This is a genomic window from Planctomycetia bacterium, from assembly GCA_034440135.1.
GTDB lineage: Bacteria > Planctomycetota > Planctomycetia > Pirellulales > JALHLM01 > JALHLM01.
Window position 1 is genome coordinate 26,582 of sequence record JAWXBP010000339.1, and the last position, 21,462, is coordinate 48,043.

23 protein-coding genes are annotated in these 21,462 nt (G+C 61.8%); 5 read left to right on the forward strand and 18 right to left on the reverse strand.

The genetic code is table 11. The features are described 5' to 3' along the window. The first annotated feature begins 14 nt into the window (after positions 1 to 14). Both SGJ19_20470 and SGJ19_20475 read left to right on the forward strand, forming a co-directional pair. Complete coding sequence (locus tag SGJ19_20470; protein ID MDZ4782628.1) at positions 15 to 839, forward strand: sialate O-acetylesterase; 825 nt, start codon at positions 15 to 17, stop codon at positions 837 to 839. Continuing rightward, complete coding sequence (locus SGJ19_20475) at positions 821 to 1,045, forward strand: hypothetical protein (GenBank protein ID MDZ4782629.1); 225 nt, start codon at positions 821 to 823, stop codon at positions 1,043 to 1,045. The genes SGJ19_20470 and SGJ19_20475 overlap by 19 nt, the downstream gene beginning before the upstream one ends. On the opposite strand, the gene SGJ19_20480 is transcribed toward SGJ19_20475, so the two are convergent. The 10 genes from SGJ19_20480 to SGJ19_20525 form a co-directional block, all read right to left on the reverse strand. Continuing rightward, positions 1,040 to 1,528 (reverse strand): hypothetical protein, encoded by a 489-nt coding sequence (locus SGJ19_20480; protein MDZ4782630.1) that lies wholly within the window; start codon positions 1,526 to 1,528, stop codon positions 1,040 to 1,042. The two genes, SGJ19_20475 and SGJ19_20480, sit on opposite strands and share 6 nt — an antisense overlap. A gap of 196 nt (positions 1,529 to 1,724) precedes the next feature. Next, positions 1,725 to 2,318, reverse strand: a complete 594-nt coding sequence (locus tag SGJ19_20485; GenBank protein ID MDZ4782631.1) for a nucleotidyltransferase family protein — start codon at positions 2,316 to 2,318, stop codon at positions 1,725 to 1,727. After that, positions 2,311 to 3,426, reverse strand: a complete 1,116-nt coding sequence (locus SGJ19_20490) for an XdhC family protein (protein MDZ4782632.1) — start codon at positions 3,424 to 3,426, stop codon at positions 2,311 to 2,313. Before SGJ19_20490 ends, SGJ19_20485 begins: the two co-directional genes overlap by 8 nt. Before the next feature lie 56 nt (positions 3,427 to 3,482). Then, positions 3,483 to 3,719: a hypothetical protein gene (locus SGJ19_20495; protein MDZ4782633.1), complete on the reverse strand. Its 237-nt coding sequence runs from the start codon at positions 3,717 to 3,719 to the stop codon at positions 3,483 to 3,485. A gap of 2 nt (positions 3,720 to 3,721) precedes the next feature. Next, positions 3,722 to 4,708: an FAD binding domain-containing protein gene (locus tag SGJ19_20500; GenBank protein MDZ4782634.1), complete on the reverse strand. Its 987-nt coding sequence runs from the start codon at positions 4,706 to 4,708 to the stop codon at positions 3,722 to 3,724. Positions 4,709 to 4,711: 3 nt separating this feature from the next. Then, the gene (locus SGJ19_20505) at positions 4,712 to 6,931 is read right to left on the reverse strand and encodes a xanthine dehydrogenase family protein molybdopterin-binding subunit (GenBank protein ID MDZ4782635.1); all 2,220 of its coding nucleotides are present in this window, start codon (positions 6,929 to 6,931) and stop codon (positions 4,712 to 4,714) included. Beyond that, positions 6,924 to 7,541, reverse strand: coding sequence for a (2Fe-2S)-binding protein (locus SGJ19_20510; GenBank protein MDZ4782636.1), 618 nt, complete (start codon positions 7,539 to 7,541; stop codon positions 6,924 to 6,926). Before SGJ19_20510 ends, SGJ19_20505 begins: the two co-directional genes overlap by 8 nt. A 192-nt stretch (positions 7,542 to 7,733) precedes the next feature. After that, positions 7,734 to 8,228 (reverse strand): hypothetical protein, encoded by a 495-nt coding sequence (locus SGJ19_20515; protein MDZ4782637.1) that lies wholly within the window; start codon positions 8,226 to 8,228, stop codon positions 7,734 to 7,736. Between the two features lie 12 nt (positions 8,229 to 8,240). Next, positions 8,241 to 8,918, reverse strand: a complete 678-nt coding sequence (locus SGJ19_20520; GenBank protein ID MDZ4782638.1) for a hypothetical protein — start codon at positions 8,916 to 8,918, stop codon at positions 8,241 to 8,243. A gap of 64 nt (positions 8,919 to 8,982) precedes the next feature. Further along, positions 8,983 to 9,657, reverse strand: a complete 675-nt coding sequence (locus SGJ19_20525; protein ID MDZ4782639.1) for a DUF1326 domain-containing protein — start codon at positions 9,655 to 9,657, stop codon at positions 8,983 to 8,985. A 232-nt stretch (positions 9,658 to 9,889) separates the two neighbouring features. On the opposite strand from SGJ19_20525, the gene SGJ19_20530 reads away from it, so the two are divergent. Next, positions 9,890 to 11,248 (forward strand): right-handed parallel beta-helix repeat-containing protein, encoded by a 1,359-nt coding sequence (locus SGJ19_20530; protein ID MDZ4782640.1) that lies wholly within the window; start codon positions 9,890 to 9,892, stop codon positions 11,246 to 11,248. 71 nt (positions 11,249 to 11,319) lie between these two features. Here the strand turns inward: SGJ19_20530 and SGJ19_20535 are convergent, their stop codons facing one another. Then, the gene (locus SGJ19_20535; protein MDZ4782641.1) at positions 11,320 to 12,594 is read right to left on the reverse strand and encodes an MFS transporter; all 1,275 of its coding nucleotides are present in this window, start codon (positions 12,592 to 12,594) and stop codon (positions 11,320 to 11,322) included. Between the two features lie 204 nt (positions 12,595 to 12,798). Here SGJ19_20535 and SGJ19_20540 point away from each other — a divergent pair, with 204 nt between their 5' ends. Further along, positions 12,799 to 13,938 (forward strand): redoxin domain-containing protein, encoded by a 1,140-nt coding sequence (locus tag SGJ19_20540; GenBank protein ID MDZ4782642.1) that lies wholly within the window; start codon positions 12,799 to 12,801, stop codon positions 13,936 to 13,938. 55 nt (positions 13,939 to 13,993) lie between these two features. Here SGJ19_20540 and SGJ19_20545 read toward each other — a convergent pair whose 3' ends face one another. The 7 genes from SGJ19_20545 to SGJ19_20575 all read right to left on the reverse strand — a co-directional run bounded on the left by SGJ19_20545 (position 13,994) and on the right by SGJ19_20575 (position 21,012). Further along, a complete protein-coding gene (locus SGJ19_20545) occupies positions 13,994 to 14,788 on the reverse strand; it encodes an LssY C-terminal domain-containing protein (GenBank protein ID MDZ4782643.1) in 795 nt (264 codons plus the stop codon). 68 nt (positions 14,789 to 14,856) lie between these two features. Beyond that, positions 14,857 to 15,348: a prepilin-type N-terminal cleavage/methylation domain-containing protein gene (locus SGJ19_20550; protein MDZ4782644.1), complete on the reverse strand. Its 492-nt coding sequence runs from the start codon at positions 15,346 to 15,348 to the stop codon at positions 14,857 to 14,859. Beyond that, positions 15,345 to 15,950, reverse strand: coding sequence for a hypothetical protein (locus SGJ19_20555; GenBank protein ID MDZ4782645.1), 606 nt, complete (start codon positions 15,948 to 15,950; stop codon positions 15,345 to 15,347). The genes SGJ19_20550 and SGJ19_20555 overlap by 4 nt, the downstream gene beginning before the upstream one ends. A 243-nt stretch (positions 15,951 to 16,193) precedes the next feature. Further along, a complete protein-coding gene (gene gspG / locus SGJ19_20560) occupies positions 16,194 to 16,649 on the reverse strand; it encodes a type II secretion system major pseudopilin GspG (protein ID MDZ4782646.1) in 456 nt (151 codons plus the stop codon). Positions 16,650 to 16,753: 104 nt separating this feature from the next. Beyond that, a complete protein-coding gene (locus tag SGJ19_20565) occupies positions 16,754 to 17,956 on the reverse strand; it encodes a type II secretion system F family protein (GenBank protein MDZ4782647.1) in 1,203 nt (400 codons plus the stop codon). A gap of 98 nt (positions 17,957 to 18,054) precedes the next feature. Continuing rightward, positions 18,055 to 19,767: an ATPase, T2SS/T4P/T4SS family gene (locus tag SGJ19_20570; protein MDZ4782648.1), complete on the reverse strand. Its 1,713-nt coding sequence runs from the start codon at positions 19,765 to 19,767 to the stop codon at positions 18,055 to 18,057. Between the two features lie 414 nt (positions 19,768 to 20,181). After that, positions 20,182 to 21,012, reverse strand: coding sequence for a hypothetical protein (locus tag SGJ19_20575; GenBank protein ID MDZ4782649.1), 831 nt, complete (start codon positions 21,010 to 21,012; stop codon positions 20,182 to 20,184). A 251-nt stretch (positions 21,013 to 21,263) separates the two neighbouring features. On the opposite strand from SGJ19_20575, the gene SGJ19_20580 reads away from it, so the two are divergent. After that, positions 21,264 to 21,462: hypothetical protein (locus tag SGJ19_20580; protein MDZ4782650.1), on the forward strand; the 199-nt coding region annotated here is incomplete at its 3' end.

A 21,462-nucleotide genomic window follows, 5' to 3' on the forward strand; every position in this document is an offset into this window, starting at 1 on the left:
GAGCATTCCACGTCATGCTGGATCACGTTTCGCGCTGCGCGCTGGTCGGACCAAGTGAGCTCGGTTTCCGTCGCGGAGGACGGTTTCGCTCCTGGATTTGCCTGTTGTTCATGACTTCTGGCGCGTCGGCGGCGCCTCTGAACCTGTACGTTCTCGCCGGACAGTCCAACATGTCCGGCTGGGGGCGCGTCGACGAATTGCCCGCCGAAGCGATCATGCCGCAGGCCGACGTGCTGTATCACACCGCGGGGGCTGGATTCGGCAACCTGCGGGCGACCGACGATGACTTCGGGCCAGAAATCGAGTTCGGCCGGACGATGTCCGCGGCGATTCCTGGAATGATCGCCATCGTCAAGCACGCCGTGGGCTCAACCAGTTTGGCAGAGGATTGGAGCCCCTCGCTGGGAGATAATATGTACTCGACACTGATGACGCGCGTCGCAACCGCGCGGCAATATTGGACTGGCGCCGGCTACGAGGTCCAGGTCGCCGGCGTCGTCTGGATGCATGGCGAAGAAGACGCTCGCCGCGCGGCGATGGCCCCGCTGTACGAGGCGAATTTGCTGAACTTCATCGAACAGGTCCGTCTGGACCTGCAAGCTCCGGACGCGCCGTTTATTTTCGGACAGATTCGCGGGGCCAATTTTGCCTATCGCGAAACTGTCCGTGGCGCGCAGGCAGCGGTCGATCAGACGGGCATCGCCGCGTATCTCGTCGAAACGGACGATCTCACCTCCGGGGATGGGCTGCACTTCGACACCGCCTCGCAGATCACGCTGGGTCGGCGCTTCGCCACGGCGATGCCCTTGGCGACGGCCAAGTGGGCATCGACGACCTGAACGCCGTACGGAACAACTTCGCCGGTTTCGGCGAGGGAGACGTAACCCGCGACGGATTGATCAACATCGACGACCTAAACTTGATTCGCAACCAGTTCGGCACTGGCCTCGATTCCAATGCCCATGCCGTGCCGGAGCCATCCACTTGGTTGCTCACCATCGTCTGGGCGGCGTGCGGCGCTTACGCGCGACGGGCGCGGCTATAAAGGCAGACCCAGCTTTTTGCCGTAACTCGTGTAGTTCGGGTTGTTCAGCATCAGCGTCACCAGCGGGGCGACTACGGGGTCGAGCGCATCAGGGGCGATCTTGATGACGCCGGCTTCGCCGGTGCCGCGGTTTTCCGCCGCGGCGCCTTTGGCGGCGGATCCGAGCAGGTTCCCCGCCGCCGTGGAAGGCGCGCGAATCGCCTCCCAGACGGTCTTCAACGTGCAGCCGACAGTCATCTTGGAACCCTGCGTTTCCACCTTGAGCGTCAATTCGGCGGCGATCTTGATCGCGTTATAGCCGCTGGTGATCTTGATTGGCTTGTCGGTCGCCGCAGTGGTGTACTTGTCGGCCGGCAAGGCGCCCGCGATCCGATTCACTACCATCGTCGAAAGCGCCGCCGTCAACGTGTCCGACATCAACCCAGTCGCCCCCGCCCCGTCCGGCACGACCACCGGCGCGATATATACCCAGATTTTGCCCATGACGGATGGTTCTCCAGTAGATCGGAATTGCGGTTGCCGGATGGGATCGAGAGCGCCCACTTTGATTGTTAAGCGTGGGTTCCCGCTGGATGTTACAACGCCACCATAGTCTTCATAACGGGTGGTACAGGAATTCGTGGCTGGTCACAATGCGTGGCAATCGAATTTGCGCAACGACAGGGCCTTTGAAATCCCGCTAGCGCGTTATCACGTCCGCGAGTTGTTCCGGGAGGTCGAGGTCGTAAACGGCGTTGGGCATTGGCACGTCGATGAGCAAGCTCGAGTCGAGTGCCGAGATGACGCGGCGAGCGCCTTCGTCCCCTGGGAGCAACAGCAACGCCGCAAAGCAACTCGCTGGAAAAATGACTGGGGGACCCACGTACTCGTCGTGTCGCGCGCGGCAGACCGTCGACCGACCTGACTTCGTCCATGCTAGGTGAAGTGCTTGCAAATCTCCGGCGCGGATGCGGTATTGATCGCAATGCAGGATCAAGAGTCCGGCGGCATTCTGGTCAATTGCAGCGCTCGCTGCTTCGCGGATCGATGAGGCGAGGCCTTCCTCCCACTGTTCGTTGCGGCGAACCGTTACGTTCAAGCCGCTCAGAGCTGCGAAGCAAGCGTCGGCATGACAGCCAAGAATGGTTGTAACGAGACCGACTTCCGCTTCGATCGCGACTCGGCACTGGCGCGAAAGTAGCGGTTCGTCGCCGACTTGCACGAGTTGCTTCGGTTGTCCCAAGCGGCGCGAGGCTCCGGCGGCCAGGATGGCGACGAGTAGCTCGTCAGACATTGTCGACGACGTCGCTTGCCGCGGTGCATGCTCGCGGCGAAAACTGGGACAATGGAATCGCCGTGCGACCATGCAATTCCGCCATGATCTCTGAGGCGATCGAAATGGCGATGCCTTCTGGCGTCCGTTCGCCGAGATCGAGGCCGATTGGACCTCGCAAGCGGGAAATAAACGCGTCGCTGAGCATGGACGTTTCCTGAGCGTCCCGCAGCACCCAGCCGAGGCGATGTTCCGGTCCGAGTACGCCGACGTAGACCGCCGGTTGTTCCGACAAGAGCGGCAGGATTTCGACGTCGTCGTTAACGCTGTGCGTCATCACAACCACCGCGGTCTGCGGCGTGAAGACAATCTCCTTCAAGGCGTTCCACCAATCGGCGGCAATGACCTGGTCTGCATCGGGAAACCTGGTTTGGGTTGCCAGGCGAGCGCGGCGATCGGCAACGGTCACATGCCAACCGAGGGACCTCGCTAGCTTGCACAGCGGACGAGCGTCGTTGCCCGCGCCGAGCAACACCAGGCGCGTCAGGGGGCGAACATAATGCACGAGTGCGCTACATGAGCCACCGACCTCGCCGTGCCGGCTTCGTCGTTCAGTAATCGCGCGACGGCGCAGCGCTTCCAAGGGTTGATCCGCGATGCCGTCGTCTTGGTCGAACCAACTCCGACGCACGGTGAGAGCGGGCAATTCCGCCGGATCGATCACGCACGCGACGGCGGAACAGACGTCGGCCGATTGGGCCGCGCTCAAGCGGCGTAGAAAAGTCAGGTGTTCCGGCGTGCAGCGTTCGACGAGAACTTCAATCGAGCCCCCGCAGCCGAGCGAAGGGACGCCGTCGTCATTGCTATCGGGGTCCGTATCGAAGCTCAGCATCGTGGCGTCATAACGTTCGATCAGTTCGCGGCCGCGCCGGGCGATGTATTCTTCCAGGCAACCGCCGCTGACGCCGCCGGCGATGAAGCCTGAGCCGGGACCGCTGACCATCATCGATCCGAGCGTGCGATAGGTGGACCCGTCCGCCGAGAACAGCGTGGCGAGAACCGCTGGCTCGCCAGCGGCCAGGAGCCGTTCAGCGAGACCGATCATCTCGGAGAGTTCGTCGCGTGACATACGTCCCTAACGCATTGCATCACGCGCCGCGAACGCGGCGCTGGTTGAGATTCCGATTACCCGCTGTCCCGATAGCACTCGCGTTCAGGCAGGCAAACACGGCGGCCCACGATCTGGTCATCCGGGCCGAGGGTGCGTTGCGTCTGGTTGCACCAGCAATAGCGGCTGCCGGTTTCTTCGCCGAGATCATGTTCGTGCCGCGATCCGGCGATTTGCATGATCTTGGAACGGAGATACGCGCAGGGAGGCTCGGTGATGGTGGGGAGGGGATCGTAGACCTTTTGAAACGCCATCGCTACAGTCCTCCTGGATTTAGTCCCGCGGCCAACATCACGGCGCGTTTGACAGCCACTTGGGTCAGTTGAATCTTGTGGGCGTTGCCTGACATCGGCATGGCGCCAGTCACCGCAGCGACTCCCGCGGCTGCAGCGCGCGATTCGTTGACGGTCCCGCCGAGGAGCGCGCCCGCGGCCTCTGGAGACAGCCAGGGGATCGGCGCGACTTGCCCCAAGACGATACGCGCGGAGACGACGACTCCATTGCGCATCGTCAGCGCTGCAGCAGCCGCGGCCAGCGGATAGTCCGGTCCGACCGATGGCCGCACTTCGTACGTGGCGCTCGTGGCCGTGGCTGGCGGCAAGATGATTTGCGTGAGGAGTTGCTTCGGCTGAAGGACGGTTTCGCGGTCTTGGTCGTTTTGAGGAACCTGGAAAAACTCCTCCGCGGCCACAAGTTGTTCGTCTTGTTCGCGCGGTCCGACGATTCTCAATTTGGCGCCCAGCGCGATCAACGCCGGTGCGATCCGCGAACCGCAAACGAACTTGGCTGGCCCCAGGTTGCCGAGAATCGCGTGGTCGCGGTTGTCGCCAAACTCGGCTAACTCGCTGCCGGCGAGCAAGCCGTGCCCGTTGCGAAAGAACCAGCACCGCGCCCTTTGGCAGAGCTCGCCGCCAATGGTGCCCTGACACTGCAACTGCATGCTGTTGATTCCGAGGATCGCGTCGGTGACGGCGCGATAGTCGGTCAGGTAATGACTCGCGAGCACTTCATCCAAGGTCTCGGAAGCGCCGATCACCACGCTTCCGTCGGCTCGCTCTTCGATTCCCTTGAGCGAAGGGATCTCCATGATGTTGACGACGCGCTCCGGCCGCAGCACCATGGATTTCATCAGGGCGACGAGGTCGGTGCCGCCGGCCAGGATTTCGCTGCGCCCTGGCACGGCATGGAGTAAGTCCAAGGCCTCCGCCTCGCTGCGAGGCGCCGCATACTCGAATGCTTTCATCGTTTAGGTCCTCTTCGCCGATTTTTGAATTGCTTCGAGCACCCGAGCGGGCGTCATGGGAATGACCGGCACGCGCACGCCGAGGGCGTTGCAAACGGCATTGGAGATGGCGGCGCCGGGTCCGATGACAGGCGGTTCGCCCAGGCCGATCACGCCACGTTTGCGCTGGTCTTCCGGCTCGTACAGTTCGACCACGATCTCGCCGATATCGCCGAGGCGCGGAAGTTTGTACGTCTCCATCGAGCTGTTCACAAACGCGCCGGTCGCCTGATCCATGATGCGTTGCTCAAACAGGGCGTACGCGATGCCCATGATCACCGCGCCGTTGATCTGGCTCTCGGCGCCAGTGCGATTGATGATCAGGCCCATGTCCTGGACCGCGACGAATTTCTTCATGCGGACGATACCGGTTTCGGCATCGACCGCGACATGGGCCATTTGCACGCCGCCCACGCCGGAACCTGAGAGCGGACTATTGCCGCTTGGCTGATAGACGCCGGTCGCTTCCAGCGGTCTCATGCCGAGCGTGGCGCAGGCTTCCTTCCAGGCGAGCCCTTGGTCCGGCTTGCCACGAACCTGAATACGGCCGACGACGACTTCCAGTTGATCTGCCGTGGTATTGAGCTTGGGCGCGACTGTTTCGAACAACTGCGCCAACGCGTTCAGCGCCGCCCGACGGTGCGATTCGGAAACGCCGCCCACGGTTGTACTGCCGCCCGAGGGTCCGCTGACCGGCAGCTTCGACGTGCCGATGTTGACCTGCACGTCGGCGACGTTGAGTCCGAGCGTTTCGGCGACAATCACCGCGCACACCGTGCGCGTGCCGGTTCCCAGGTCTTGGGTGCCGCAGAAGGTTTCGACGCCACCGGTCGGAAAGATCTTCAGCGTGCAGTTTGACGCGTGCCCCGCGCCGCCCCACGTGTGGAGCGATACGCCCAGGCCTTCCACGACGGAACCGTTGACCGGTCCCTTGCCGTGCGGATGCCACTTGGCCTTCCAGTCCATCAGTTTCGCCGCGATCTCGAGTTCCGCGAGGTACACCTCCGGCGTTTGCTGCGAAGCGATATTCGGGATGTTCTTGCGAAACACTTCCAAACTATCGGCGCCCATCTTGGCCGCCAGATCGTCATAGGCGGTCTGCGACATGGCGCAGGCCTGCGGATGACCTGGGGCGCGCCAGGCGCGGGCCTGCGGGACGTTCGTGCGGATGTTCGTCGAATTGACGCGCAGGTTCTTCGGCCGGAAGACGTATGGAATGATGGTCTGGCTGACGGCGCCGCCGCTAAATCCGCCGCTTCCCCAGTGCGTCGAATCCCAGACTTGCACCACGCCGTCCTTGTCAGCCCCCAGGCGGACTTTCAAATACCCCGAGGGGCGATGACCGCCGAGCTTGAGTTCCTGCTCCCGCGAGAGCATGAATTTCACCGGACGTCCGGTCGCCTTGGAGATCTGAGCGGCCGCGATGCTCCAATAGTCGGCCGCGAACTTACTGCCGAAGCCGCCGCCGATGTACTGACAGATCACTTCGACATCTTCGGGACCGATCTGTAACGCCGCGGCAAAGCCCTCGTCGGTGCCGGAGACGTTCTGCGTGGACAGGTACGCCTTGAGCTTCGCGCCTTCCCAGGCGACGGTGACGCCGTGCGGTTCCAGGCAGCAGTGCGTGATCACGTCGGCGCCGTAGTAGCCTTCGACGACGTAGGCGCTTTCTTTCAGCAGCCGTTCGATTTCTTTTTCGATGAATTCATCTTCGTCGTCATCGTCGCCAGGTTCGTTCTCAGTTTCCGCGCGACCGCCGCCGGGGCTGGTGAGCTTGGCATCCGTGGCGGCCTGGAGATTCTCGTCGTCCAAGAACGCCGGCAGGACTTCATAAGCCAGGCGAAGTTTGTCGACGCCTTCCATCGCCGCGCCTTCGGTCTCGGCGGCGACGGCGACCAGCAACTCGCCTTCCCAATTGATTTCCTTACCGACTTCCGCGTGCGGGAAAACATGTACGTGGACGACGCCAGCTACTTTCAGCGCGGCGCTCGTGTCGAGGCCCGTGATCCGGCAATGGGCGTGCGGACAGCCCAAGGCCAGTACAATCAGTTGCTTGGGCAGATTGATGTCGTAGGTGTATTTCGCCGCACCGGTGGCCTTCACGAGTCCGTCGAGGCGTTGATGCCGTTTGCCGATCAACCGCGCCTGGTCGGACGCGGGCCAGGTGTATTGCACTTCAGCCATTGACATCTCCCTTGACGACGGCCACGGCGGCTTGAATGACATTCGCGTACGTGCCGCAGCGGCAAATATTCCCGTTGAGCCCGGCGCGGATCTCGTCAATCGTCGCTTTCGGATTTTTGTTGAGAAACGCCCGCACCGCCACGACGAAGCCAGGCGTGCAGAAGCCGCACTGCTCCGCATCGTGCGTGACAAACGCGCGGACTACGGGATCGACCTTGTCGCCGCCCAGGCTTTCCACGGTTTCAATTCGCTTCCCTTGGCAGGCGACTGCCAGGAGCAGCGAGGCCATCATCGGCTTGCCGTCGACCAGTACGGTACACGCGCCGCTACTGCCATCGAGGCTGACGGGCTTCGCGCCGGTCAGATCCAGTTGATAGCGCAACGTTTCGAGCAGCGTGTCGCGAGGCTCGACTTTCACCGTGTGTTCGGCGCCGTTGACGTCCAGCTTGATCGTCGTCGATTCACGCACGACGACGGCCGCTTCGTCTTGGGCCTTGGCGAGTTCCGCCTGGTGAAGTGCGGTGGCCGCGGCGACCGCGCCGGAGCCTTTCAGAAATGCGCGGCGATTGACGCCCGACCGCGCGTTGGACCCTGGGTCTTTCCCCGTCATTCGTAGTCGCCTTATGCAGAAGGAGCGACGCGCGAGTCAGGATCGTTGACAAGCGTTCGCTGGCGGAAAGCTGGACTAGCGGGACGTGATTATACGGCCTGTCAAAGGAGAAGCAACACTTTTGCGAGAATTGTTGGCGAGGTCCCATCAGACACGATTTGCGCGACGGTCCAAGGTAGAAGCATGGCCGCGTCAGGGGGCAATCGGCCGGCGGCGCAGCTCGATGGGGCCCTGGCAGCATTCGCACAATTTGAGTTCAAACATCGCGATCGCGCAGACGTCGCACCAATAGTCGAGCTCCGCGCGGCTGCCGTCGGACGTGACTTCCAGAATCTGCAAGACTTGCAGTAGCGGAGTCTTTTGATAGCGTCGCACGACCAACTCCAGCTCCATCGTTCGCAGCCGTTCATCAAGACGAAACGCGCGGCCGCGCGAATCTTCGAGCAACGGCACGACCTCGGCTTCTGCGGTCGTGATGGCCAAGGTTCGTTCGCTCGCTTCGGGGGACAACTCCAGGCCGAAACGTTCACGTAGCGCGTCCCCCAGCCAGCCGACGCGACCTGTGACACGGACTACTTCGAAGTCGGCTTTGGCCGAATCATCGGCGTTGGCAGAGCCAAACGGCAATGCCAGCCCAGCGCCGAGCGACAAGGTGAGCAGTTCACGGCGCGATCGCAACGTGGCCATGGAGAACTCCGACTACTCGTTCGCGTGGCCGATCACGACAACATCGAGCGGCAGGTCTTTTTCTTCCGCGCCGACGCGTCCCTTGCCGTTCAAGCGAAGCAACCGCCAGTCGTTCGCTTCGTCGTGCCGTAGTTTTTCACCATCTGTCGATGCGGCCTTCAAGGCCAGCATCGCGGGGTGCGCGGTGCCGGCCGCCTCGGCGGCGTCTTTCATCAAGGATTCCAAATCGCGCGCTTCAGGCGACGGATCGGCGGCGGCTTTGTTCAACAACAGGAAATCACGCGTGGGCGAAGTGCCCACGTGCGCGCCGTCGACCGGTTGCTGCGCGTAGCGGAGCGTATACACGCCCTTCGCGACGCCTTGATCGCGAAAATCGCCGGTCTTGCGCGGCAGCCGCAACACGCCGATCAACTGACCGGGCGTAAACGGGTACAAGACGTCTCCCTCGGGCGTGAACGACTTGAGTTCCCACGATTTGAGGAGCCAGATCTCGCAAACAACGCGAGTGCCGTCGCGCACGACCTTAACGCCGCTGCCGCCGAGTTGATCCGCGACGGCGGCAGCCACTTCCTCGGCGGGAGCGCGAGTCTCGATCGATTCAACGGTGTATTCCTGGCACCAGGCAGGCAGCGGGCAACACGTCAGCACGCCGATCAATGTCAGAAGGAAAACGCGGACCAGCGACAACATGGCGGCGCCTTGGTGTAACTACATGATGGAAGTTTCGGTACGGATGACTAGCGAACCGCGTTGCCTAGTAAACGAACGTGCCCATGTAGGCGCTGCGGCTGTCGGGCGCCGACCAGCGTTGGCCCAGGCCGCGACCGCGGAATTCGTTTTCGATGCAGACGCCGGCGGCGAAGTTTTCCAGCCGAGCGAGCGGCGGATAGTAGGCGGCCTCATTGCCGCAGATGCAGTCGCCCACGCGCGCGGCGCGGGTCGAGAGCTTGACCACTTTGCCGACTTCGAGCTTTCCGCGCAGGTCGAGAACATCCAGCGACATGCTGATCGGTTGAGACTCAACCTTGACGACGTGCTCGCCGGCGCGGCCGACCTGCTGACGAGCAAAGTCGACGAGGGCGTCGCGTTGTTCCGAAGTGGCGCGTTCGTCCACCAGGATCATTGACTTAAGTTCGCGACCGTTGTCGATGCCCTCGAAGGCCAGCGTGTCGGAGGAGTGGACGACGACCACGACGCTGAGGCCGGCGAGATCGACGCCCGCATGGTCTCCTTGAGATACGTTCCAGGCGAGGATTGCGCACTTGCCGGCCAGGCCGGATTCGGAATTCGCGAAGCAAGGCCCCGTGTAGACCTGGCACGTGCGGCTTTCGAGGTACGCGCCTTCAAGTTTCGCGGCGTGGGTCACCGAATTCGCGGCGGCCAGCACGATGGAAGCAAACAGCAGACCGGACAGCACGCGATGCGACATGGGAGGACCCTTCCTGAAAAACTGACAACTCCCCCGCGGAACGGCACCCACAGTTTAGCCATTGGGCCGCCCGAGGTCCACTTGGGGGCACTACTTCCGCGGCCCGACTGGATCGGCTGCGAAGTTATCGGCAGAATGGACACCTGGGGTTGTGCCGTGGGCCGCTCCACGCGGTACACTGCGCAACCGATGAAGTGAACGGTACTTGTCGAGACGTCACCGCGAGGGCTTTATGTCACGATCCCAGCAACGACTCAACGCACATCGTCGCTGGGCGATGATGCTAGCAATTGCCTTGATGGCGCTTCGCGCGCCGGCTCGTGCCGACGATGAAGCCGATTTCTCGCCACGGACTGAGGAGCGGCAACTGCCTCGCTCCATGCGCGCGGAAATGAGCGAGCTGCCGCGCGTCACCGTCGGAACCCGCGACGCCGATATCGTGGGCGTCGATGGTCGCGCCTTGCAGGCCGCCGTGGATTACGTTGCGGCGCTCGGCGGCGGCATCGTAGAGATCGGCCCGGGCGAGTTCGCGATGTCAGACTCGCTGCATTTGCGTCCGTTCGTGACGGTGCGGGGCACGCCCGGCGAGACGATTCTGCGCAAAACGAAGGCGGACGTGTCTGCCCTCGCGCTCGACGGCGATTACGGCGAGGAGCAAATCACGCTTGTAAGTCCCGAAGGGTTCGGCGTCGGCGCCGGTGTGGCGATCTGGGACGACAACGCGGGCGGGTTTCATACGACCGTGGCGCGGATCACGGGGCGCAGCGGTAACACTTTTTCGATTGATAAGCCGCTAAACGCCGACTGCCTGGCGGCCAGCCACGCGCAAGCGGCCACGGTGTTTGCCGTCATCAGCGGCTACGGCGCCGAAGGGGCGCGCGTCGAACACGTGACGGTGGAAGGAAATCAGGCTGAGAACGTCGCGCTGAACGGCTGCCGGGGCGGCGGCGTATTTTTGTATCGGTGCCACGGCGCGGTCATCGAGGACTGCCTGGTTCGCAATTACCACGGCGATGGCATCAGCTTTCAACAGTCGAACGACGTACGGGTCGAGCGCTGTGTTTCGGCGGATAACGCGGGGTTGGGCTTGCACCCGGGGAGCGGCTCGCAGCGGGCGGTCGTCCGCGAATGTGTCGCGCGCGGCAATCGAGAGGATGGCTTGTTTCTTTGCTGGCGGGTGCGGCACGGGCTGTTCGAAAAGAACGTGTTGGAGAACAACGGGCGGTTCGGCATCTCGATCGGACATAAGGACAGCGACAATCTGCTGCGCGACAACCTCGTCCGGCTCAATGGCGAGGATGGCGTGATGTTCCGGAATGAGACGGTCGGTATGGCGGCGCACCGCAATCGGTTGGAGAACAATCGCATTGAGGACAATGGCGCCACGGAGCCTGCCGCGGGGATTCGCGTGCGCGGTTCCACGGACGGGCTGGTGTTTCGCAACAACATCATCCGCGACACGCGGCCGATGAATGAACAGACCCAAGCAGTCGGCATCCGGATCGAGGAAGACGCCGGCGAAGTGACTCTGGACGGCAACGACGTGCGAGCGAAGACGACTGTTGACGATCGCAGATCGCCGAAGCCGTGAGACAGGACCATGTTGGCGGCGCCCAGCGTGGTACTCTGGCAGGCGAGAGATCGCGATCGCATTGGCACAGGTCAGTCAGAAGAATCTGCATTACTTGATGGAATGCGCCTGTCGAGACGCGTAGTCCAGCAAGCTATGGCGGCTACCAGGGCACTGCCGGCGGCGGTCAGGAACAACGGCGCATAAGAGTCAAACTGGTCGCGAAGGTTCGCCAGGATCACCGGTCCCAGGGCGGAGGCAAACACGGTGATGGTTTGCACGACCGCTTGGATTGCGCCGAGGTGCTGGCGGCCAAAGGCATGTCCATAGGCCGCGAAGAAAACTACGGTGACAATGCCGCCTGAGACGCCCAAGCCCGCGGCATAGACGATGGCGGTCGTGGTCGAAGTCACGAACGGAAACATCGCCAGCGTCAGCGCAAGGACCGCCATGCCAATCGCCAGGATGCGTTCCATCGGCCATTTCTTGGCTAGGTATCCGGCCATGATGTTCGTCGGCAATCCGCTGAATGCCAAGACCGCCATCACCATGATGAACGCGTCGTGATCGAGACCTTGCTCCGCGAGAATCGATTCGTTGAACAGCGTGATCGCCGACCAGACGAGATTGAACAGCGACGTCGCCAGCGTGATCGACCAGAAGGCCGGCACGCGCAGCACGCTCGCCAATGGCAAATCGAGCGGCGCATAGTGGACATCTCCCAGATCACCGATTGATTCCGGACCGCTGCGGACCAACAGCCAGCAAATCGGCGCAAACGCCAGCAGCGCAAGGCCGAGCGTGCTCCAAGCGGAGCGCCAGCCCTCGGCGGCGACCCCCGCGCCGAGGGCGACAGTGCTGACCATGAAGCCGATCGTCAGTAGTACAGCGTACACGCCCATGGCCGGGCCGAGTCGACGGCTAAACCATTTTCCGACCACCGCCATACTGCAAACCGAAAGGGCGCCCTGACCCAGACCTCGGACAAGCACCAGCGACAGGAAGAACCACCACCATTGATCCACCCGGCTCATGAACAATACGGAACAACCCAGCGCCGCCACCACGGCCACCAAGACGCCGCGCACGCCCAGGCGGTCAATGGCCCGTCCTACGGGCAGGCACATCAGCGAACCGAGCAGGATCGCCCAGAAATTCAGGAGGCTGAACGACTGCTCGTTAATCGCCAGTCGCCCGTCTTCGGTGATTGGTTTCGCAATCATCCCCAATCCATGGGTTCGTCCCGGCAGCGTCGCAGTCATTGCCGCCGCGGCGACCAGGAGATTGACCCAGCCATAATAGATAGGCAACCGCGCCAACCACGGGCGGACAGCGGCAGGGCCGCAATCCAAAGTATCGCTTGCCATGTCGTATTGCGTTCGCGTTTGTGACTCGGAATCCCTGCAAGCCTTGAATGAATGAAAGTCTATCAGCGTTTGAGTGAAAGCGGCTCCCTTCCAATTGATGAAAATGTGCGGCGGATTGACGCGCGTCGGGCGAGGCTTCACACTCTAGCGAAGCGGAAACCCACGCCGCTGAAAATGCTCTTCCTCGATTCAGGAGCAAGTATGATGCGCGCACGATTGGGATTGCTGACATGCGCCGTGCTGGCGTTCGTGCTCGGGACATTTCCTGCGTCCGCCGCGCCGGAAGGATTCAAAGAGCTCAAGATCGGCGACGCCGCGCCGGAGTTTAATTTGCCAGGCGTTGACGGAAAGAACCATCAGCTCGCCGATTTCGCGGACGCCAAGTTATTGTTGGTCATTTTCACCTGCAATCATTGCCCCACGGCGCAGGCGTATGAATCCCGCATCATGCAACTCCACGAGGACTACCAAGATCGCGGCGTCGCGCTGGTGGCGATTTCGCCCAATGACGATCAGGCTTTGCGGCTCGACGAGCTGGGTTATACGGATCTCGGCGACTCGTTCGAGAACATGAAGCTACGGGCCGAAGAACACGGCTACAAGTTTCCGTATCTCTATGACGGTGACACGCAGAAAGTGTCGCTCGCCTATGGCGTCGTCGCCACGCCCCAGGCGTTTCTCTTCGACGCCGATCGCATGCTGCGATACGTGGGTCGGATTGACGATTCCGAAGTGAAAACCGTTAAGAGCCACGATGCGCGCAACGCGATCGAAGCGCTGCTCGCCGGCAAGCCCGTGCCGGTGGAGCAAACGCGCACGTTTGGCTGCTCGACGAAATGGTCCGAGAAGCGCCAGGACGCGGCAGAGTCGCTTGAGAAGTGGAACGAGGAGCCGGTGGAACTGGAATCGTTGGACGAGGTGGCGCTCGAAAAACTTGCTGCCAACGATACCGATCAACTGCTCGTCGTGAACGTCTGGGCGACCTGGTGCGGTCCGTGCGTGAAGGAGTTGCCGGAGTTTGTCACGATCAACCGCATGTATCGCCAGCGCCGCTTTCGACTGGTGACGATCTGTCTTGACGAACCAGAGCAACGCGAGGACGCGCTCGCCTTCCTGCGCAAGACTCACGTCTCCTGTACCAACTATTTCCCGGCGTTCACGGACCGGGATCGCCTGGCAGATTTGTTAGACAAGGAATGGAAAGGCCCGTTGCCCCACACGGTTCTGATCGCGCCGGGCGGCAAGGTGATCTACCGTCAGAGCGAGGAGATCAAGCCGCTGGAGCTGCGGCGCGAGATCGTCAAGGTGCTCGGCAGAACCTATGGCAGCGACCCGGAAAAGTAGAAACGATGGCCTACGAGGCCGCATCCGTGGCGTCGACACGGTTGCCGAATTCCGCTCAATCCGTTGCTTTCAAGATGCCGACGTCCAGTTGGCCGTCAGTCTTCCAAGGGTCGCCGCCGCCGTTACGGCCCGAGCGTTCCTCGTGAAAGTTGGGGACGGCATAGCGTTCCGACAAGGACTTCGCTCGTTCCAGACACTGCATGACATGATTTCGTTCGGTGTCGACATCGGCCGCGATATGGTGCGTGATCTGGCCCGTGGTATCGCTGAAACCCACACGTCGATCGTAGGTCGCGGAGCCCAGCCAGATCGGGCGGCCGTCGGCATCGGACTTAGGGGACCGCCAGTAACGCACGTGATGCCGTTGGCGCGGATCATCGCCGACCGGCTGCTCGAACGCCAGGTCTTCCTTGCGCCCGAAGAGATACAGACTGCTTACCGGCGCTGCGTCGTACGGACGCTTGAGCACCGTGGCTTCGGCGATTTCCAGGCAACTCTTCAGTGTGAGCGGATCAGCCGGATACCATTTCGCGGCGACCATCGCGCGTTTAAGGTCGCGCTCGGAACCGATCAGCGCAAGGTTCAACGGATCGCCGGGAATCTTGTCGCCGGTTTCGGTGATGTCCGGCATGTCGTCCAGTTGCGGATGGCGCGTGGCGTATCGATCCCACATGAAGGGGAGGATCAGATAAGCGATCGCCAAGTAGGCGAGCAGCAATCCGAGTACGATCCAGGCGGTGCGCTTGCGCCAACGCGGCGCGCCAGCGTCGGTCGATGTGAGGGCTCGCGCGGACGACGGCGCGTCGGGTTCTGCAGGAGATTGCGCATTGCCCGAAGTTGTCCCAGCCATGATTCGCGCCCATTTCTTGAAGAGTGCGTCACAATGCGTGTTTCGACTACGCGCTTCCAGCTAGCGAACTATTGTCCGCTCGATGTGCCGCCGGTGGAAGAGCTGCCGGAGGAGCCCGAAGAACTGCTCGAATTGCCGCTGTCCGAGGTGGATGAGTCTTCCGTATCCGTCGTGCTCGGCGGCGGCATCATCCAGCGGGTCAGGGCGAACTGCACGGGGCGCTGGCTCGGTTGCAGGTTTTGATTCACCGTGACGGTGACGCTCGCCAGACCCGTGACCGAGTCGATTTCGCTGAATTCGATCGAATAGAGCCACGCCTGGTCGGGATCGTAGGTGGTATCGAACGTCGCGCCGCTCACGTTTTCCAAGGGAGACAGGCCCGATACCAGCTCGTTCAATTTGCTCTCGCACAAGAGTTGCGCCTGCGTCAAGTCGCGCGCGATCCGCGCGTTGCGCATGCCGAACCGCGTGAGCTCGCCCAACAGCACCGTGGCCGAAGCCAGGATGGCGATCGCGAGGATCACCTCCATCAACGAAAAACCTTGCCGCCGGCGCTTCATGGCGATTTCTCCAGCGCCGGCGCCCGGTAATTCTCATCGGCGCTGACTTCGCCGAGCCGCGAGCCGCCAGTCAGTCCGCGCAACGAAATCATGACCGTGGCGCCATACTGGTTGGTGAGCGTCAACTCCGCCGTAGTCGAGGTGCCGTCCGGAAAGAACAGCACCGGCGTCGACCAGGTTTCGTCGCGCGATTGGCTCGGATCTTCGTTACCGAACTCCATCGCCTGGCTCGACGTACGGGCGTCTGCTTCCGTTTGCAAGTCGGACATCGTCACGCCGGCTGGCAAAGTTTTGTCGATCGACAGTGCCGGCGTACCAGGCGTGGCGTTGTCCGACGCGGTCGCCGCAAAGCCGGTGGACGTGACCGCCTGGTCGATATCCAGCCCGGCGTAACGCTCGATCAGATACCGGCTCCCCTGCAACTGGCAGCGGAACGAATAGACTTCACCGGAATCGATGGCGCGATTCCGAGCGCGACTCCAATGGGCGCGGACTTGATCGCCAGCCCGGCGCAACCGCTCCGCCGCGAACGGCCGCTGCAAATTCGGCCACACCATCGCCCCCATCGCCACCAACAACGCGAGCACCAGCAAGACCTCCATGAGGGTCAAGCCGCGCCGGCGTTTTGGTTTGCAATAGAAGAACATGCTAGGAGTGTAAATTCGTTTTGAACCGCTGAGACGCAGAGTGAGGAGGATTTAACCGCGAAACACGCGAAACAGCGCGAAAGAATTGCAGGTTGTCGGATCAGCTCAGACCGATTCTGAACCTCTCCTTTTCGCGTCATTTCGCGTGTTTCGCGGTTAAATCCTCCGTCACCCCAAGTTTGCGTTTCTATCGTCTGCCTAGCTGGCCGCTTCCGCGGTCCAGTTGCCGATGTCGTCGGCGGAGTTGTCGACGCCGTCCGGGCCGAAGCTCCAAATGTCGAACGAATCTTGATTGCGGTTGCCGGGCGACATGTATTGGTATTGATTGTCCCACGGATCGAGCGGCACCGCCTTATCGAGGTACGGCCCTTGCCACTTCGAGGCGTTGGCAAGATCGCCCGGGGCGGATTCCAGCGCCTGCAGCCCTTGCGACGTGGTCGGGTACGAATTGATGTTCAGGTGATACATCTCCAGCGGCTGTTCGAGTTGCTCGATCTGCGCCCGGGCGGCGTTAACGTTCGCCTGTCCCTGGGCGTTGCGGATGGCAATGCCGACGAACGAGCCGATGATCACCAGGATCACGAGCACGAGCAAGACTTCCATCAGGGTGAAGCCAGCGCGGTTGCGGCGGCGCGAGGGTTTGCGAGTACGCATGGGTATCCTCTTGTTAGTTTGAAGTTTTCAGTTTTCAGTTTTCAGTGTCCAGTCAATTGAGTGCTTTGTCTCAACTGAAAACTGAACACTGAAAACGTCAAACTCTATAACGAAGTACTCATCTTCATCACCGGCAGCAGCAGGGCCATGACGACCAGCAGGACGACGCCGGCGAGGATGAGCAACATCAACGGTTCCAACAGACGGACGAACAATTCCAGTTGCCGCCAGGTGCGGCGTTCCAGGCCTTCGGCGATGGTGACTAGCACCGTGTCGAGCTGATTGGCTTCCTCGGCGACGGCGATCATCTCCACGACGGTCACCGGGAAATGGCCGCTGGCGCCCAGCGGACCGGCGAGCGATTCGCCCGCGGAGATATTCTCCGCGGCGTCGCGCACGGCGGTGGACAGCACGCGATTGCCCGTGGCGTCGCTGGAGATATCGAGCGACTTCAAAATCGGCACGCCATTCTTGAGCAAGGTGCCCAGCACGCGGCAAAACCGCGCCACGGCCAGGTTCAAGAAGATCGGGCCGGCCATGGGGATGCGAATCTTCACGCGATCGACGAACCGGCGTCCTTCCTCGGTGCCGAGCGCATTCTTCGCGAAGATCGCCAGCACCGCGAAGCCGGCCAGAATCAACCAACCGTATGAGCTCAGCGTTTCGCTCAGCCAAAGCAGCCATTCGGTTGTGGCCGGCAATTCGCCCCGTTCGCGGAGGCGATCGAACATCGTCGCGAACTTGGGGACGAAGAATACGATCAACACTGTCACGACCACCGTGCCGACCACGGCCAGGAACATCGGGTAGGCGATCGCGCCCAGCGTGCGGCTCTTCAAGTCTTCTTGCTGTTCGGTGAATTCCGCGACGCGATCGAGGGCTTCTTCCAGGAAGCCGCCTTCGCCGCCGGCGCGGACCATGCTGATCGCCATCTCGCTGAACACCTTGGGGTGCCGCGCGAAGGCCTCGGCCAGCGTCGTGCCTTCTTCGACTCGGCTGCGCACATCCGCCAGCACGGCCGACAGGCCGGCATGCGACGATTGTTTTTCCAGGATCGACAGCGATTTCAACAGCGGCACGCCGCTGCGCAACAAATCGCCGAGCTGGCCGTAGGTCGACGCCAGCCGCTGCGGGCTGACGCGTTTCGACTTCCAGACTGCGCTCCCCTTATTGTCTTGCGCGATTTCGACCGGAAACAGCGCGCGCTGGTCCAGCAGAGAAATCGCCTCTTGGCGACTTCCCGCCGACAACTTTCCGGCCACACGTTTGCCGCCGGAGTCACGCGCGATGTAAGCGAATTCGGGCATGGTGATTCAGTTTGAAGTTTTCAGTGTTCAGTTTTCAGTTGGATGCCGAATCGAAATCCTCACTGAAAACTGAACACTGAAAACTGAACACTTCAAACTCATTTCTTTTGCACTGAGAATCGATCTGCTTTCGTCACGCGCAGCACTTCTTCCACTGTCGTTTGGCCGGCGAGGACCTTTTCCCAGCCGTCGTCGCGGAGCGTCCGCATGCCGTCGGCGACGGCAGCGCTTTTCAGTTCCCAGCTTGTGGCGCGGTCGTGCGCGAGCTGCCGAATTCTGTCCGTGGTCAACAGTAATTCGTAAATGCCCATCCGCCCTTTGTACCCGACGTTCCGGCAGGCCCGGCAGCCGCGCGGCAGGAAGATCGGTTCCAGTTTGGCGAGGCGATCCTTGGGGAAATCGTCCGGCAGCTCGTCCGGGTGCGGCGTGTATTCCTGTTTGCAGAGCGGACAGAGGCGGCGCACGAGGCGTTGAGCCATCACCGCTTCGACCGTGCTGGCCACGAGGAACGGCTCGACGCCCATGTCCACCAATCGAGTATAAGCACCCGAGGCGTCGTTGGTATGCAAAGTACTGAACACCAAGTGACCGGTGAGCGACGCCTGGATGGCGTTTTCCGCGGTTTCCAGGTCGCGGATTTCGCCGACCAGCACTACGTCCGGGTCATGTCGCAAGATGCTGCGGAGCGACGCGGCGAAGGTCAGGCCGATCTTGGGATGGACCTGGATCTGGTTGATGCCTTCGAGCTGATATTCCACCGGGTCTTCGGTGGTGATGATCTTCACGTCCTCGCTCTTGATCTCCAACAGTGAACTGTAGAGCGTCGTCGACTTGCCGGACCCGGTCGGGCCAGTGACGAGGATGATGCCGTGCGGAAGTTGGATCAACTCGCGGAATTTTTTGTAGATCTGTTCGTCCATCCCCAACTTACGAAGCGCGAATTCCATCCCGCCCTTGTCGAGAATCCGCATCACGATGCCTTCGCCGTGAATCATCGGGATCACGCTGACACGGACGTCCACCTCGCGGCCTTTGACTTTGAGTTTGATCCGCCCGTCTTGGGGCAAGCGTTTCTCGGCGATGTTCAATCGCGCCATGATCTTCAAGCGGCTGATAATGGCGGCCTGAAAGCGCGTGATCTCCGGCGGCACCGGCTGTGCGTGCAACATGCCGTCGACGCGGTAGCGAATCTTCAAGCCCGACGGTTGCGACTCCAAGTGAACGTCGCTGGCGCGGGTTTCGATGGCTTCGAGCAGGATCTCGTTGACCAGGCGAACGACCGACGCTTCTTGCGCTTGTTCGGAGAGCTCGGAACCGTCGGACTCGATCTCTTCGAGGAGTTCAACGTCACCTTCGGCATTCTTGGCGGCCATCAGGCCGTCGATCGTCTCGCTGCCGACACCGAGGTGCGTCTTGATCAGCCGTGCGATCTCGTTGCTGCTGGCCAGCACCGGCTCGACCTGCAGTCCGGTGATGGCGCCCAACTCGTCGAGCGGATAGAGATCGAACGGGTCGCTCGTGGCGACGGTGATGGTGCCGTTGTGGCGCTGGATGGGGAACAGCGCCTGGCGATGGATCAACTTTTGCGGAAAATCCTTGAGCAGGCCGAAATCAATGTCGGCTTCGCTGAGGTCAATGAAGTTAAGCCCGACCTCTTCGCCGATCGCCTTGAGCGCGGCTTCCTCACTGCAATAACCCATGGTGACCGCGATCTGGTCGGCGCGCGAACCGTCCATCCGCGCGGCGCGAATCATTTCCAATTGGCGCGCGTCGAGCAAACCCTTCGTTAAAAGGATCTCACCGGCTTCCATGAGCTGTACCGAGGCGGGGGGTTCAGGTGGGCTGTTCCGTGGGTTTACAGTATACCCGATCCGGAACAACGAATCAGCGCGCTTTTATGGGCCGGGAGTAGGGAAAACCACCCCGGCGACTGGACGCTCAGACGAGCAACCACGAAATACACGAAAGGCACGAAAGTGTTGCGGCTCAGTGGATTGCGCCGCACTGAATGACAAGGCGACGCCACGGCTCCGGCGCATCGCTCATTTCCAAATGCTTTCGTGCTTTTCGCGTCTTTCGTGGTTCCTGCCGAGATACATACGGTTCGGATCGAATGGGAAGCGGAGCCGGCGCCATCTGGCATAGCGTTCCGGCTCCGCCTGGGATCGAACACCCCTACGTGCGGGGCGTCGTCAAAGTTCACTGCCTAGCCGACGTTGCGAGTGCTATTCGCCGTCGCGGTCGCGGTTGCGACGTCCGCCGCCACCGCCGCCGCCGCCGGGACCTCCGGGGCCGCCTGGGCCACCGGGTCCGCCGCGACCACGGCCCAGATCTTCCATGCTGATCTCGATCTTCTCGCCTTGCATTTCCTCGAACTTCTTGGCCTGCTCTTCGCTCAGCTCGGCCAGGAGCTTGGCGTCGAATTCCTTCCGCATTTCGGTCATTTTTTCCCGCATGCCTTCGAAGCCCCCGCCGCCCCCTTCTGCACGGAGAGCTTCCATGGCTTCGCGCATCGCGGTCATGTTTTCTTCTTGAGCGGCTTTCAGCTTTTCCTTGGCGCCGTCGTCAAGACCGACTTCTTCGGCGACTTTCTCGTCCAACAAGGCATTCGCGCCGCGGACTTGCAGGGAGATCTGCTTCAGGCGGGTGCGTTGATCGTCGTTCAAAACAGCCTGGATTTCTTCGTCCGTCTTCGCGCGTTGCTCGGCCATTTCCTTCATCTTGGCATCGCGCTCTTCATCGGACAGATCGCGGATGCCTTGGAAGGCCCCGCGTTGCGCTTCGCGTGCGGCGTCGCTGATCTCTTGAATCTTGGTGCCCTGTTCGAGATCCAGACTTAGCGCATCGCGCACTTTCTCAACGCGAAGGAGCGAAACGGTGTCCACGCCGCCGCCGGGGCCGCCGCCGAAACCCATTCCGGGGCCGCCGAACCCGCGCCCACCGCCACGACGACCGCCGCCGGGACCTCCGGGAGGTTGCGCCAACGCGGCCGAGGCCATCAAACCCAAGGCCAGGCACACTGCGAGTGTGCGTACCGACTGATTTCGTGCCAACATACGACGCCTCCAAGAAATTGAACGTTGATATGGTGCGTGCCTGGGATGCCCTGACGCTGCCCACGAAATTACTAAACCCGGTGTGGCGGGGGAAGTTTCGCCGTGGAGATTTGCTCGAAACTCCGTGCCCTCAAAATGGTTAGATGCCCTCGGGGGGTGTTGCGCGCATTCCGCTATGCCCATTTGTCGCACCTGTTTACAATGCATTCAGCGGCCTGCTTCGGCGGGTCGCAGGGAAATCGGGTGAATCCATGCGAGTTCTTTGCCGCATCACCGTCATCTTGGGGCTGTTCGCGGCCCTTCCCGCCCTCGTTCCCAACGTCAGTTCCGCCCAAGATTCGGGCGAGCGCGATCGCCGTGGCGGCGATAACGACGATGACGACGACAATGGTCGTCCCCCCTGGCAGCGCGGCCGGAACTTCGGCCCAGCGGGCGGCGGCGGACCTGGCG